Source organism: Cryobacterium sp. TMT3-29-2, assembly GCF_004564305.1.
GTDB lineage: Bacteria > Actinomycetota > Actinomycetes > Actinomycetales > Microbacteriaceae > Cryobacterium > Cryobacterium sinapicolor.
In genome coordinates, this window is the sequence record NZ_SOGK01000012.1 from 41,262 (window position 1) to 54,240 (window position 12,979).

A 12,979-nucleotide genomic window follows, 5' to 3' on the forward strand; every position below is an offset into this window, starting at 1 on the left:
TCAGTGTACGGCGGACTCTACGTCGGCCGAGACGGTCGTGCGACTGACCCGCTTGCGCAGCACCCAGTAGGTCCAGCCCTGGTAGAGGAGGATCACCGGCATGGCGAACAGGGCGGTCCAGCTCATCACCTGCAGCGTGTACGGCGTCGAGGACGCGTTTTCGATGGTCAGGCTATTCGCCGCGTCATTGCTGGCCGGCATCACGTCGGGGAACAGGGAGGCGAAGAGCGTCAGCACCGCGAGGGCGATGGTCGCGGCCATCAGCGTGAACGCCCATCCCTCGGACCCGCGCAGGTTCGCCAGGAACGCCCCGATCAGGGCGACGGCGGCGAGCACGGCGAAGGCTGCGGTGGCCAGGCTGCCGAAGGCGAGGGTGGTCCAGACCAGGAATGAGGCGGCCACCACGATGGTGACGATCCCGGCCTTGACGGCCAGCTTCTGGGCGCGCTGACGGATGTCCCCCTCGGTCTTCAGGGAGATGAAGATCACGCCGTGGGTGAAGAACAGGAGCAGCGTGGTGAGGCCGCCGAGGAGGGCGTAGGGATTGAGCAGGTCGAAGAAGGAGCCGATGTAGTTGTGGCCGGCATCCAGGGGCACGCCCTGCACGATGTTGGAGAAGGCGACACCCCAGAGCAGGGCGGGAACCGCGGACCCGATCACGATCATCAGGTCGAAGCGCTTCTTCCACGCCGCCTCTGGGCGCTGATGCCGGTACTCGAACGACACCCCGCGCAGGATAAGGGCAAGCAGGATCACGAGCAGGGCCAGGTAGAAGCCGCTGAACAGGGTGGCGTACCACTCCGGGAACGCGGCGAACAGGGCCGCGCCGGCCACGATCAACCAGGTTTCGTTGAGGTCCCAGACCGGCCCGATGGTGTTGATGATGACCCGGCGGTCGAGGTCGTCCTTGCCGAGGAAGGGCAGGGACATGCCGACGCCGAAGTCGAAGCCGTCGAGAACGAAGTAGCCGATAAAGAGTGCACCGATGATCCAGAACCAGAGAATGTTGAGTTCCATCATGCGCTCCTAGTAGACCGTGACCTGTGGCTTGACCCTGCCGGACACCGGGTCGGGTTCCGCCAGCGGGGCCGGTCCCTGCCGCACGGCCTGCAGGATCAACTTGAATTCGACGACGGCGAGAGCGCCGTAGATCAGCGTGAACGCGATCAGTGAGATCAGGATCTCGACGCCGCTGACATTGGGTGACACGCCGTCCTGGGTGCGCAGGAGGCCGAACACGAGCCAGGGCTGCCGGCCCATCTCGGTGAAGATCCAGCCGACGCTCATCGCGAGCAGGGAGAACGGGAAGCTCCAAATGGCGATCTTCCAGACCCAGGTGGCCTCCGGGCTGCGCCCATTCCGGGTCAACCAGAGGCCGACCACGGCGACGAGGATGTGCGCGATGCCGAGACCGATCATCCAGCGGAAAGCCCAGTAGGTGATCCAGATCGTCGGCGTGTAGTCCCCGGGGCCGTACAGGGTGACGTACTGCGCCTGCAGGTTGTCGATGCCCTCGACGGTGCCGTTGAGGGTGTGGGTCGACAGGAAGGACAGCAGGTAGGGGATGCGAATCGAGAACAACTCGCTCACGCCGTCGGGGGTGCCGAGGGTGAAGATCGAGAAGGATGCCTCGGCGCCCGTCGCGGTCTTGTACATCGCCTCGGCCGCCGCCATCTTCATGGGCTGAGCCGCGGTCATGGCGAGGCTGAGCGAGTCGCCGAAGAAGGTGGTGAGCGCCCCGGAGACGACCATCATCCACATGCCCAGCTTGAGCGCGGGACGCATGGTGTCCTCGTTCTGCCTGCGCAGCAGGTGCCAGGCCGCCACCGAGATGACGAGGCCCGACGACACCATGAAGCAGGCGAAGATCGTGTGCGGGAAGGAGGCCAGCGCGATCGGGTTGGTCAGGAGTTCACCGATGCTGGTCAACTCGGCCCGGCCGCGCTCCTCGTTGATGCGGAACGCGATCGGGTTCTGCATGAACGCGTTCGCCGCGAGGATGAAGTAGGCCGAGGCGATCGAGCCGGCCGTGGTCAGCCAGATGGTGGCCAGGTGCAGGCCGCGGGGCAGTTTGTCCCAGCCGAAGATCCACAGTCCGATGAAGGTGGCCTCCAAGAAGAAGGCGGTGATGCCCTCGAAGGCGAGCGGGGCGCCGAACACGTCGCCAACGAAGCGGGAGTAGTCCGACCAGTTCATCCCGAACTGGAACTCCTGCACGATTCCGGTAACGACGCCCATGGCGAAGTTGATCAAGAAAATCTTGCCGAAGAAGTGGGTCAGCTGAAGGTATTTGGCCTTGTCGGTGCGCACCCAGGCGGTCTGGAAGAGCGCCACCGTGAATGCCAGCCCGATCGTGAGCGGCACGAAGAGGAAGTGGTAGACGGTGGTCAGACCGAATTGCCATCTTGACAGGAGTAACGGATCCAGCCACTCGTTCATGCGCCCTCCAGCGTCCACGGGTTTTCTACACTATGTAGAACATTACTCTTCTACGAGACGTAGAAGAGTCGATTCCCGCCCGCTAGACTCCCCACTATGGGGCGATTGGGTGTACTCGAGAGACTGCTGATGGATGTCCTGTGGGACACCGAGGAGCCTCTCCCTGCCAACGACCTCCGGGACCGGCTGCTCACCCCGACGGCCGCGACCGCCCGGCACAAACCACTCGCCACCACGACCGTGCTCACGGTGCTCTCCCGCCTCGAGACCAAGGGCTTCGTCACCCGGGACCGGGACATCCGGCCGCACCGCTACCGGGCCGTGGCGACCCGGGCCGAGCACACCGCGGAGCTGATGCACGAGGTGCTCGGTTCGGCGCCCGACCGGCAGGCGGCTCTCGCCCGGTTCATCGGCGACGTCACCCCGCAGGAGGCCGACGCCCTGCGCGTGCTCCTCGGCACTGCGCCGCTCATTCGCGAGTGACCGGCACCCTGTCCCGGTCCCCGCATCAGACAGCGCGAACCGGAATGGTCAAGTCGTGTTCGGCACTGCCGTAGCGCTCATGGTCGTCGCCGTTCTGCTGGCCGGTCCGGTTCCGATCTGGTTGGCCCAGGCCGGATGGCCGTCCCGCTCCCCCGCGATCGCCCTGGTGCTGTGGCAGTCCTTCGCCCTGGCGGGCGGGCTCTCGATGATCGGCTCACTGCTCAGCTTCGGACTGATCCCGTTCGGCGAGAACCTGCTCGACGGCATCCGTTCGTTGGCCGGCCATCTCTTCACCGGCACTCTGCCGGCCGGCACATCGTTCGGCAGCGTGCTCATGCTGTGCGCGGCGCTGATCCTCGGCAGTCATTTGCTGCTCAACCTCGCCGCGACCTTGTCCCGCGCCCAGCGCCAGCACCGCCGGCACCGGCACCTGATCGGGCTGCTCAGCGAGCCTCTGCCCCACCATTCGGGCACCCTTGTGATCGAGCACGACGCACCGGTCGCCTACTGCCTGCCCGGCGCGACCCGGTCGGCGACCGTACTCTCCCGCGGCCTCCTGCAGCTGCTGGACGCGGACCAGCTGCGCGGGGTGATCGCGCACGAACGCGCCCACCTGCTGCAGCAGCACCACCTCGTGCTGCTCGCCTTCAAGTCCTGGCACAGCGCGCTGCCGTGGTTCCCGATCGCCAATCGCGCCGAGAACGCGGTGGCCCTCCTGATCGAGATGCTGGCCGACGACCAGGCCCGGCGCGTTATCGACGACCGCACGCTGGCCACCGCGATCGCGCTGGTCGGGTCGGCCCACCAGGTGGACCTGCTGGGAACGGATGTCGAACTCGCCGACGGCCCGGACCATCCGTTCGACCTCGTGACACCCCGCGTTCGCAGGCTGATCACCCCGCAGGCGCCCCTGCCGCGCTCCGCCGCGCCTATCGCCTCGGCGGCAGCAGCCGCGCTTCTGCTGCTGCCGACGCTGCTCCTGTTCCTGACCTGACCCGGCCTGACCTGACCCGGCCTGACCCGGCCTGACCTGACCTGACCTGACCTGACCCGGCCTGACCCGGCCTGACCTGACCCCGGCCCAGGCCCAGCCCCCAACCCCCAACGAATTCGACGGAGATTTTCGGTCCCAGGGCCTGTTTTGCCCTGCAACCGGCCCGCAGGCGCAAAATCTCCGTCGAATTCGTCAGGCGATGTTTGAGTCCGGCACTGCCGGAATCAGCTGGCGCTCTAGAAGAGGTTCGCCTGCTTGAGCCAGGCTGCCGCAATCTTCTCGGCCGAGAGCTCGTCGTTCACGCTCTCGGAGTTGAGGCTGACCAGGTCTTCGGCGGTCAGAGCGGCACTGACGGCGTTGAGTACGTCGGCGGCCTTCTCGTCGACCTTGTCGGAGACGAGAGGAACGACGTTGTCCGCGAAGAACAGGCCGTCGGGGTCGTCGAGGGCGACGAGGCTGTCCGACTTGATGTTCGGGCTGGCCGTGTAGACGTTCGTGATCTGGATGTCGTTGTCGACGAGAGCCTTGATCGTGAGCGGGCCACCGCCATCCTCGATCGGTGTGAAGCCGGCGATCGGGATGCCGTACTTCTCCGTCAGGGTCGTCGGTCCGTACGGGCGGGTCTGCAGTTCAGACGGGCCGCCGACGGTGATCGGCTCGGTGACGTCGGCGAGTGACGCGATGTCGGTCAGGCTGTACTTGTCGGCGAAGGCCTGCGTCACGGTCCAGGAGTTCTGGTCCGTAGCCGAGGCCATGTCCAGCACGCTCAGCCCCTCGGGCAGCTCGTCCTGCAACTGCGCGTAGGTCTCGTCGGCGGTGCCGCCGGCGGCATTCTCCTTGAGGACCTGCAACAGGCTGCCCGTGTACTCCGGGAAGACGTCGATGGTGCCGGATTCGATCTCGGGCAGGTACACCTCGCGCTGGCCGATCTTGAATTGCCGGTCGACCGTGAAGCCGTTCGACTCCAACGCCTGCGCATAGATCTCGGCGATGATCTCGTTCGAGTAGTAGTCCTGCGAACCGATGACCAGGGTCGCGGATGCCTCGTCGGCGCTATTTCCGCTGTCCAGCGGATCACCGGACGCACACCCTGCAAGGGCTACGACGGCCCCAACCGCGACCGCGGCAACCGCCGCGAGCCGGCCTCTTTTAGCTGTGAACATTAGTGGGTTCCTTTCGTGATGGCGGGATCCATCCCCGGCACAGGTCGGGCTGACCTGGCGCGGTCGACTGGGGTGCGTCCGGACGCGACGCCTCTGGGAACGACAAGTCGCTGCATGACGGTGAATATTCCCTCGAGCGTGAGGGCGAGCAGGATCACGAGCAGCGACCCGCCCAGCATCTCCGCGTAGTCGCGAGTTTTCAACCCGGCGAACAGGAATCGCCCGAGGCCGATGTCCGCCACGTAGGCCGCCAGGGTGGCCGTGGCGATGACCTGCAGGGTGGCCGAACGGATGCCCGCGATGAGCAGCGGCATACCCAGCGGGATCTCGACGGTGCGCACGATCTGGCTCTCCGACATCCCGACCGAGCGGGCGGAGTCGATCACGGACCGGTCGATGGCCTCGAATCCGGCGTATGCGCCCGCGAGGATGGGCGGGATCGCCAGGACCGTGAGCGCCACGGACGGAGCCCCGAGCCCGATTCCGACCCACAGCGCGACCAAGGTGAGCAGGCCCAGGGTCGGAATGGCTCGCAGCCCGCCGGACGTGGCCACGGCCAGGCTGCGCCCCCGGCCCGTGTGCCCGATCAGGAAGCCGACCGGAATCGCGATCGCGCAGGCCATCAGGACCGCCGCGACCGTGAATACCAGGTGCTCAACCAGACGCACCGGGATGCCGCCCGGCCCGGCGTAATTGGCTGGGTCGAGGATCCAGTTCAGGGCGTCCTGGAACAGGTTCATCCGGAACCCTCCGCGCTCCGGGAGACCCGCAGTGCCCGCCGGCTGGTGGCCGCTAGGCGGGTCCACGGCAGCAGCAGGCGCCCGAGCAGCACGAGGGCGCCGTCCAGCAGCAACGCCAGCGCCACGGTCAGCACGATTCCGGCGATGATCTCGGCCTGGATGCCGCGCTGGAAGCCATCCGTGAACAGGCTCCCGAGGCTCTGCGCGCCGATCACGGCCCCGACCGTGGCCAGGCTGACCGTGCTGACGGCCACGACCCGGAGGCCGGCCAGAAGCACCGGTCCGGCCAGCGGCAGCTCCACCTGCCAGAAGGTGCTCCAGCCGGAATACCCCACGGCGACAGCGGACTGACGCACGTCCTCGTCCACGGATGCCAGCCCGTCGGCCACCACACGCACCATCAGCGCGACGCCGTAGAGCGTCAGGGCGATGACCAGGTTGAGCGGTGAGCGGAGGCTGGTGCCCACGACGGCCGGGATCACGAAGAACAGCGGCAGGGACGGGATGGCGTAGAGCAGCCCACTGGCTGTGAGGATCACGCCGCGCCCGGCCCGGTACCGGTTCGCGAGCCAACCGAGCGGCACGGCGATCAGGAAGCTGAGCATGATGGGCGGCACGCTGAGCACCAGGTGGTCGAGGGTGCGATCCCAGAGCAGGTCGAGATTCGCCCAGATCCAGGTCACCGCGGAGCCGGTGAATCCGGCGAGGGCGCGGACGTCCCGGGCATGACGAGCACGCCGGCCAGGCGGCCCTCGCTGTCGAGCAGCAGGTCGGAGTCGCCACGGCGCTCCAGGTGCAGGGCTCGCTTGCCGCGATCCGCTCCGATGAAGCTGGCCACGAAGTCGTCGGCCGGGTCCGCCAGGATGTCGGCCGGCGCCCCGACCTGGGCGATCCGTCCGCCGTCGCGCAGGATGACGACCTGGTCGCCGAGGAGGAATGCCTCTTCGATGTCGTGGGTGACGAACACCACCGTTTTGCCGAGCTCGCTCTGCAGCCGGATCAGTTCCTGCTGCAGCTCGGCCCGCACGATCGGGTCGACGGCGCCGAACGGCTCGTCCATCAGCAGAATGTTCGGGTTCACCGCAAGCCCGCGGGCCACCCCTACCCGCTGCTGCTGCCCGCCGGAGAGCTGGCTCGGGTACCGGGCCGCCAGGGTCTGGTCCAGGCCCACCGTGTCGAGCAGGGCGAGGGCATCGGCACGGGCCTTCTTCCTCGGCACCCCGCGCAGCAGCGGAACCGTCGCGACATTGTCGATCACCGTTCGGTGCGGGAGCAGGCCGGAGTTCTGCATCACATAGCCGATACTGCGTCGCAGCTGCACCGGCTCGAGCTGGGCGATGTCGGCCCCGTCGATCTCGATGGTGCCGCCGCTCGGGTCGACCATCCGGTTGATCATGCGCAACAGGGTGGTCTTACCGGAGCCGGAGGAGCCGACGAGCACCGTCGTCCGATGCGACGGAAGGGTCAGGCTGAAATCGTCGACGGCACGGGTGCCGTCCGGGAACTGCTTGCTCACCGAGCGGAACTCGATCATGGAGAGGGCTCATTTCTCGCCCGAGTCGACAGAACGCGGGCGGCAGGTACCCCACCCAACCATCACTCGGCGCCACGAGCCAACCGGAACGCGGAATTCCTAGCGAACGCTCGGCCCGTAGTATCCGGCCAGGTAGTCGTGGGTGACGACGCGACACTCCGTGATGAACCGCGGATCACCCTGCGGGTCGGAGCGGAATGCCCGCGACAGGATGGAATCACCCATCTCCACGGCGACCTCGAGCCGGAAGATCAGTTCGGCACCACCCTCGAGGCCGAACTCCTCGACCAGCATGCCGGCCACCCGGCGGGCGAAGTAGCCCGTGTCGGAGTCTTCGACGACGGAAGCACCCTGCCGGTCGTCGAAATGCATGATGCGAAACCCCGGCTCGGAGCGGTACAGGTCGACGAAGGCCGTGATGGCCACGTCCACGGCCTGCCACCAGCCCTGGGGAGCACTCGTCGTGAGCTGCTCCGCCACCCGGCTGCGGAAGCGCAGCACGGCGCGCTCACGCAGCGCCTGCAGCACCGCGACGCGATCGGGGTAGTACCGGTACACGGTTCCGATCGACGCGCCGGCACGTTCGGCCACCATCGCGGTCGTGATGCGGTCGAAACCGACCTCGTCCACGACGATGGCGGCGGCGTCGAGCAGACCCGACAGTCGTGCTGTGCTGCGCTGTTGGATCGGCTCGATGCGTGCCTGCTGGGCCGGCACAAAAGGATCCCCACCGAAAAGGTCACTGAGTGACACTTGTCCTCCTTGAGAGTAATTCACTAATACTAGGTGGCAATCGGCTCATCATCCTTCCGTAACGGCGTGTCTTGTCAGACTGGGCAGGAATGGACGTCGGATGCCCCGGGCGACGCCACTCCGCTGCGGAGTTGAGGCCGGCGCATGCCAGACTAGAGGTGTGCCGACATATCCTCGAATCCCGCCCACGGGCACGCCAGCGAAGTTGATGCATCGCGCCGCCCGCATCGAGGACTGGCTGCACTTCAAGCGTGAACACTCAGCCCGCAAGCGCGGCTACCTGCCCACGGTCATTCCTTACGCCGGTTACGGCTCGACCGAGTGGGTGCGCCTCCTGTGCCGGGTGCTCCTGGCCAAGCCGGCGAAACCCGGCTCCAAGCTGGCCCGCCGTCACTGGCGTGCCGACCGCCGCGAGGTCGGGATCCGCGGCTGGCGCAGCTTCACGAGTGTCCCGGTCAACGACGTCACGGTGACCATCGAGATCAACGGCTTCATCCATCGGGTGCAAGCCGACCGCGGCGGTGTGGTCGACACCGTCATACCGGTCACGCTGACGCCCGGCTGGCACACGGCCCGGCTGCACACCGATGACACGGCCGCGCCGGTCGAGGCACCGCTTTTCATCGTGGCCCCGTCGGTGCGCCGCGGGATCCTCTCCGACGTCGATGACACGGTCATGGTCACCACTCTCCCCCGTCCGCTGCTCGCCGCCTGGAACACCTTCGTGCTCGACGAGCACGCCCGGGTTCCCACGCCGGGCATGGCGGTCCTCCTGGACCGACTCGCCGCGGTCAACGAGGGTTCCCCGATGATCTACCTGTCGACCGGGGCCTGGAACGTCGCCCCGACCCTGACCCGGTTCCTGAACCGCAACCTGTACCCGTCGGGAGCTCTCCTGCTCACCGATTGGGGTCCCACCCACGACCGCTGGTTCCGTAGCGGTCAGGACCACAAGAGGGCCAACCTGCGCCGTCTCGCACTGGAGTTCCCGGACATCCGCTGGATCCTGATCGGCGACGACGGCCAGCACGATGAGGCCATCTACAGCGAGTTCCAGCGGGACTTCCCGGGCAGCGTGGACGCGGTGGCTATCCGCCAGCTGTCCCCCAGTCAGGCCGTGCTGGCCGGGCGCCCGCTCAAGGATACCGCCACCGTACCCCGTGATCCACGCTGGGTGTACGGACCGGACGGCTCGGCCCTGGCCCGGCAGCTCGCGGACCACGGCCTGATTTAGGCGCGACGGCCTGATCCGGGAGCTACGGCCGCGGGGCGAGGATGCGGTCGAGCCCGCGGTTGATCTGGCGCGCCCACAGCGGACCGCGGTAGAGGAACCCGGTGTAGCCCTGCACGAGCGTCGCGCCGGCCGCGAGACGCTCGGCCACGTGTTCAGCGGTCTCCACGCCGCCCACCGAGATCACGCACAGGTCTCGGGGCACCGCGGCCCGGATCACGCGCAGCACGGCCAGGGAACGGGCCCGGAGCGGGGCTCCGGAGAGACCACCGGCGCCGGCGGCCTCGACGGTCGCGGCATCCGTGGCGAGGCCGGCGCGGGAAATCGTGGTGTTCGTGGCGATGATGCCGTCCAGCCCCAACGCCACGACGAGTTCGGCAATACGGGTCACCGCCTCATCCTCGAGGTCGGGGGCGATTTTCACCAGCAGAGGCGTGGCGCCGGCCTCGACCTTGACCGCCCGCAACAGCGGGGCGAGCTGGTCGAGCTCCTGCAGTCCGCGCAGCCCGGGGGTGTTCGGCGAACTGACATTGACGACGAGGTAGTCGGCGAGGGGCGCGAGCAGGGCGGCGCTGACGAGGTAGTCGGCGGTGGCGTCCTCGACCGCGGTGACCCGGCTCTTTCCGATGTTGATGCCCAGGACCGGGCGGCCAGAGACGGACCGGACGTGCGCGAGGCGCACCCGCGCGGCGCGGGCACCGGAATTGTTGAAACCCATCCGGTTGACGATTGCACGGTCGGGGATCAGGCGGAAGAGGCGAGGCTTCGGGTTGCCCGGCTGCGGGACGGCGGTGATGGTGCCGACCTCCACGTGCCCGAACCCGAGCTGACCGAGCCCGATCACGGCTTCGCCGTCTTTGTCGAAACCGGCGGCCACGCCGAACGGGGACTCGAATCGGAGACCCAGAGTCTCAACACCGAGGTCCGTGCGCGGGCGGGTGAAGCGGTGCACGACCCCGCCGACCCCGAGCGTGGGCAGCGCCCGGATCACAGTGAAGGCCAGGTGGTGGGCTCTTTCGGGGTCGAGGCGGGTCAGGAACAGCGAGAAGATCAGCGGATACACGAGGAGCCTACGACTCAGCGGGGCGGGTGACGCCCGCACCACTGTCGCCCTCGGTGCGCTCGGTGCGCTCGGTGCGCGAACCGTGCTCGATGCGCAGTCGGGCAATCGCGGCCTCGAAATCCTCGAGCGAGTCGAACGCCTGGTAGACACTCGCGAAGCGCAGGTAGGCAACCTCGTCCAGTTCACGTAGCGGCGGCAGGATCGCAAGACCGACCTCGTTCGCCTTCACCTGCGACGCGCCGGTCTGCCGAATGGTCTCCTCGACCCGCTGGGCGAGCATGGCCAGATCGGAGTCCGTCACTGGTCGACCCTGGCAGGCCTTGCGCACGCCGGCCACGATCTTGTCGCGGCTGAACGGTTCGACGACTCCGCTGCGCTTGACGATGTTCAGGCTGGCGGTCTCGGTCGTGCTGAACCTCCGGCCGCACTCGGGGCACTGGCGGCGCCGGCGGATGGAAAGTCCGTCGTCGCTCGTGCGCGAGTCGATGACTCGGGAGTCCGGGTGGCGGCAGAACGGGCAGAACATCGTGCGGCCAGCCTACCGCGCGGCCGTGAAACGGGCGGTGACGGCGTCGCCGTGCGCGGGAAGCGCCTCGGCCGTGGACAGCGCCGCAATGTGGTCGGCGACCTCGCGCAGCGCGTCACGGCTGTACGTGACGACCTGCTGGGGGCGCAGGAACGTGTACGCGCCGAGGCCGGAAGAGAACCGGGCCTGACCTCCCGTCGGCAGCACGTGGTTCGAGCCGGCCACGTAGTCGCCGAGGCTCACGGGCGAATGCGGGCCGAGGAAGATGGCGCCGGCGTTCTCGATCAGCGCGAGCACGGCATCCGGGTCGCTGGTCTGGATCTCGAGGTGCTCGGGACCGAACGCATTGCTGAACGCGGCCGCAGCGCCGAGGTCGTCCACGAGGACGATCCCCGACTGGCGCCCGTTCAGGGACGCGGTGACACGGATGCTGTGGGTCGTGCTCTGCATCAGGTCGACCAGGTGCAGGGAGACCGCGTCGGCGAGCTCCACCGAATCGGTCACGAGCATGGCGGCGGCCAGTTCGTCATGCTCGGCCTGGCTGACCAGGTCGGCGGCGACGAGACGGGGATCGGCGGAGGCATCAGCGATCACCAGGATGTCGGTCGGGCCGGCCTCGGAGTCGATTCCGGTCACTCCGCGCACCAGGCGCTTGGCGGCGGCCACATAGACGTTGCCGGGGCCGGTGACGAGCTGCACCGGGTCCAGGCCCAGCCCGGGCACGCCGTAGGCGAAGGCACCGACCGCGCCGGCTCCGCCCATGGCGTAGATCTCGTCGATGCCGAGCAGGCCCGACACCGCGAGGATGGTGGGGTGCACGCGGCCGTCGAAGTCGCTCTGCGGCGGCGACGCCAGCGCGATCGAGGACACGCCCGCGATCTGGGCCGGAACGACGTTCATCACGACGCTGGATGGGTAGACGGCCTTGCCGCCGGGCACATACAGGCCGACCCGGTTAATCGGCTGCCAGCGTTGCGTGATGGTGGCGCCGTCGGCGATCGTGGTGGTCACCTGCGGCGGCACCTGCGCCGCGCTGGCGATGCGCACCCGGCGGATGGTCTCCTCGATGGCCGTGCGCACGGTCGGGTCGAGCCCGGCCAGCGCCTCGGTGACGTGGGACGCGGGCACCCGCAGATGGGCCGGACGCACCCGGTCGAGGCGCTCCGCCTGGTCGAGCAGGGCGTCCTCGCCTCGGGCCCGTACATCGTCGATCAACTCGGCTGCGACGTCGCTGGCCGCGGTCACGTCGGTGAGCGCACGCGGCACGGCCGCGAGCAATTCCGCCGGAGTGGGCCGGGTCCCTCGGAGGTCAATAGTCTGGATCATCGGGTTCCAGCCTAGCGATCAACTCCCGTCCACCGGGAATAGGCTGACTGCCGAGGAGATTGATTCAGTCACATGAGCGACACCGACATACCCCAGCCCGGCACCGTACCCTTGGCCGAAGATCCCAATGCACCGCTGGATCTGGCCGCCTTCAAGCATTCCTTCCGGCGTCACGCCGCCGGCGTCGCGGTGATCACCGCGTTGCGCCCGGACGGCATCCCGGTGGGATTCACGGCCACCTCGCTGGCGTCGCTGTCGTCGGTTCCGCCGCTGGCCACCTTCAACATGGCCCGGTCGGCCAGCACGTGGCCCGCCATCGCCGAGAGCGAACGAGTCGTCATCCACATCCTGGGCGCGCACAATCGTGCCGTCGCCGAGGTGATGTCGGGTCCCGCCGACCAGCGCTTCGTCGGCGATCACTGGCAGCCCGGGCCCCACGGTCTGCCCGTGCTGAGGGGCGTCACCTCCTGGATGGTGGGGCGCATCATCGAGCGCGCACTGGTGCACAACAGCGCCGTGGTGGTCGTGAAGATCGAGGAGGGCGGCATGGGCGAGAACGACGAGGCCCTGGTCTACTACGAGCGCACCTACCGCGTTCCCGGGGCCGAGGCCTAGCCTCGGGCTCGGGCTCGGGCTACTTCCGCGTCGGGGTCCGGCCGGCGGCGTCGCCGGCGGCGGCGGCGTCGCGGAGGCGGCGCCGCTCTGCCTCGGCCACGGCGGCCTCCTC

At 68.1% G+C, this 12,979-nt stretch carries 14 protein-coding genes; 4 read left to right on the plus strand and 10 right to left on the minus strand.

Annotation, left to right across the window (positions count from 1 at the left end):
- On the minus strand, positions 1–1,017 hold the full coding sequence (gene cydB, locus E3O67_RS01875) for a cytochrome d ubiquinol oxidase subunit II (protein ID WP_134432264.1): 1,017 nt from the start codon (positions 1,015–1,017) through the stop codon (positions 1–3).
- 9 nt (positions 1,018–1,026) lie between these two features.
- Positions 1,027–2,439, minus strand: a complete 1,413-nt coding sequence (locus E3O67_RS01880; RefSeq protein WP_135101645.1) for a cytochrome ubiquinol oxidase subunit I — start codon at positions 2,437–2,439, stop codon at positions 1,027–1,029.
- Between the two features lie 96 nt (positions 2,440–2,535).
- On the opposite strand from E3O67_RS01880, the gene E3O67_RS01885 reads away from it, so the two are divergent.
- Together E3O67_RS01885 and E3O67_RS01890 are read left to right on the plus strand one after the other, a co-directional pair.
- A complete protein-coding gene (locus E3O67_RS01885; RefSeq protein ID WP_135101647.1) occupies positions 2,536–2,922 on the plus strand; it encodes a BlaI/MecI/CopY family transcriptional regulator in 387 nt (128 codons plus the stop codon).
- 55 nt (positions 2,923–2,977) lie between these two features.
- Positions 2,978–3,916, plus strand: a complete 939-nt coding sequence (locus E3O67_RS01890; protein WP_134432270.1) for a M56 family metallopeptidase — start codon at positions 2,978–2,980, stop codon at positions 3,914–3,916.
- A 236-nt stretch (positions 3,917–4,152) separates the two neighbouring features.
- Here the strand turns inward: E3O67_RS01890 and E3O67_RS01895 are convergent, their stop codons facing one another.
- The 5 genes from E3O67_RS01895 to E3O67_RS01915 form a co-directional block, all read right to left on the minus strand.
- On the minus strand, positions 4,153–5,079 hold the full coding sequence (locus E3O67_RS01895; protein WP_135101649.1) for an ABC transporter substrate-binding protein: 927 nt from the start codon (positions 5,077–5,079) through the stop codon (positions 4,153–4,155).
- On the minus strand, positions 5,079–5,819 hold the full coding sequence (locus E3O67_RS01900) for an ABC transporter permease (RefSeq protein ID WP_134432274.1): 741 nt from the start codon (positions 5,817–5,819) through the stop codon (positions 5,079–5,081). Before E3O67_RS01900 ends, E3O67_RS01895 begins: the two co-directional genes overlap by 1 nt.
- Positions 5,816–6,502, minus strand: coding sequence for an ABC transporter permease (locus tag E3O67_RS01905; RefSeq protein WP_174776781.1), 687 nt, complete (start codon positions 6,500–6,502; stop codon positions 5,816–5,818). The genes E3O67_RS01900 and E3O67_RS01905 overlap by 4 nt, the downstream gene beginning before the upstream one ends.
- Positions 6,499–7,353: an ABC transporter ATP-binding protein gene (locus E3O67_RS01910; protein WP_134432276.1), complete on the minus strand. Its 855-nt coding sequence runs from the start codon at positions 7,351–7,353 to the stop codon at positions 6,499–6,501. The genes E3O67_RS01905 and E3O67_RS01910 overlap by 4 nt, the downstream gene beginning before the upstream one ends.
- A gap of 99 nt (positions 7,354–7,452) precedes the next feature.
- On the minus strand, positions 7,453–8,106 hold the full coding sequence (locus tag E3O67_RS01915) for a TetR/AcrR family transcriptional regulator (RefSeq protein WP_134432278.1): 654 nt from the start codon (positions 8,104–8,106) through the stop codon (positions 7,453–7,455).
- Positions 8,107–8,314: 208 nt separating this feature from the next.
- On the opposite strand from E3O67_RS01915, the gene E3O67_RS01920 reads away from it, so the two are divergent.
- On the plus strand, positions 8,315–9,340 hold the full coding sequence (locus E3O67_RS01920; RefSeq protein ID WP_134432425.1) for an App1 family protein: 1,026 nt from the start codon (positions 8,315–8,317) through the stop codon (positions 9,338–9,340).
- A 22-nt stretch (positions 9,341–9,362) separates the two neighbouring features.
- Here E3O67_RS01920 and E3O67_RS01925 read toward each other — a convergent pair whose 3' ends face one another.
- Genes E3O67_RS01925 through hisD form a run of 3 tightly spaced genes read right to left on the minus strand, consistent with a single transcriptional unit; the run spans position 9,363 to position 12,252 of the window.
- Positions 9,363–10,400: a quinone-dependent dihydroorotate dehydrogenase gene (locus tag E3O67_RS01925; RefSeq protein ID WP_135101651.1), complete on the minus strand. Its 1,038-nt coding sequence runs from the start codon at positions 10,398–10,400 to the stop codon at positions 9,363–9,365.
- A 7-nt stretch (positions 10,401–10,407) separates the two neighbouring features.
- On the minus strand, positions 10,408–10,926 hold the full coding sequence (gene nrdR / locus E3O67_RS01930; protein ID WP_134432282.1) for a transcriptional regulator NrdR: 519 nt from the start codon (positions 10,924–10,926) through the stop codon (positions 10,408–10,410).
- Positions 10,927–10,938: 12 nt separating this feature from the next.
- Positions 10,939–12,252: a histidinol dehydrogenase gene (gene hisD, locus E3O67_RS01935; protein ID WP_134432284.1), complete on the minus strand. Its 1,314-nt coding sequence runs from the start codon at positions 12,250–12,252 to the stop codon at positions 10,939–10,941.
- Between the two features lie 72 nt (positions 12,253–12,324).
- Between hisD and E3O67_RS01940 the strand changes: the two genes are divergently transcribed.
- On the plus strand, positions 12,325–12,867 hold the full coding sequence (locus E3O67_RS01940) for a flavin reductase family protein (RefSeq protein ID WP_134432286.1): 543 nt from the start codon (positions 12,325–12,327) through the stop codon (positions 12,865–12,867).
- Positions 12,868–12,979: the final 112 nt, after the last annotated feature.

Excerpts from the sequence above, each read along its gene's own strand:
- cydB (WP_134432264.1), bottom strand. The coding sequence starts at position 1,017 with ATGGAACTCAACATTCTCTGGTTCTGGATCATCGGTGCACTCTTTATC.
- E3O67_RS01880 (WP_135101645.1), bottom strand. The coding sequence starts at position 2,439 with ATGAACGAGTGGCTGGATCCGTTACTCCTGTCAAGATGGCAATTCGGT.
- E3O67_RS01885 (WP_135101647.1), top strand. The coding sequence starts at position 2,536 with ATGGGGCGATTGGGTGTACTCGAGAGACTGCTGATGGATGTCCTGTGG.
- E3O67_RS01895 (WP_135101649.1), bottom strand. The coding sequence starts at position 5,079 with ATGTTCACAGCTAAAAGAGGCCGGCTCGCGGCGGTTGCCGCGGTCGCG.
- E3O67_RS01900 (WP_134432274.1), bottom strand. The coding sequence starts at position 5,819 with ATGAACCTGTTCCAGGACGCCCTGAACTGGATCCTCGACCCAGCCAAT.
- E3O67_RS01910 (WP_134432276.1), bottom strand. The coding sequence starts at position 7,353 with ATGATCGAGTTCCGCTCGGTGAGCAAGCAGTTCCCGGACGGCACCCGT.
- E3O67_RS01920 (WP_134432425.1), top strand. The coding sequence starts at position 8,315 with ATGCATCGCGCCGCCCGCATCGAGGACTGGCTGCACTTCAAGCGTGAA.
- nrdR (WP_134432282.1), bottom strand. The coding sequence starts at position 10,926 with ATGTTCTGCCCGTTCTGCCGCCACCCGGACTCCCGAGTCATCGACTCG.
- hisD (WP_134432284.1), bottom strand. The coding sequence starts at position 12,252 with ATGATCCAGACTATTGACCTCCGAGGGACCCGGCCCACTCCGGCGGAA.
- E3O67_RS01940 (WP_134432286.1), top strand. The coding sequence starts at position 12,325 with ATGAGCGACACCGACATACCCCAGCCCGGCACCGTACCCTTGGCCGAA.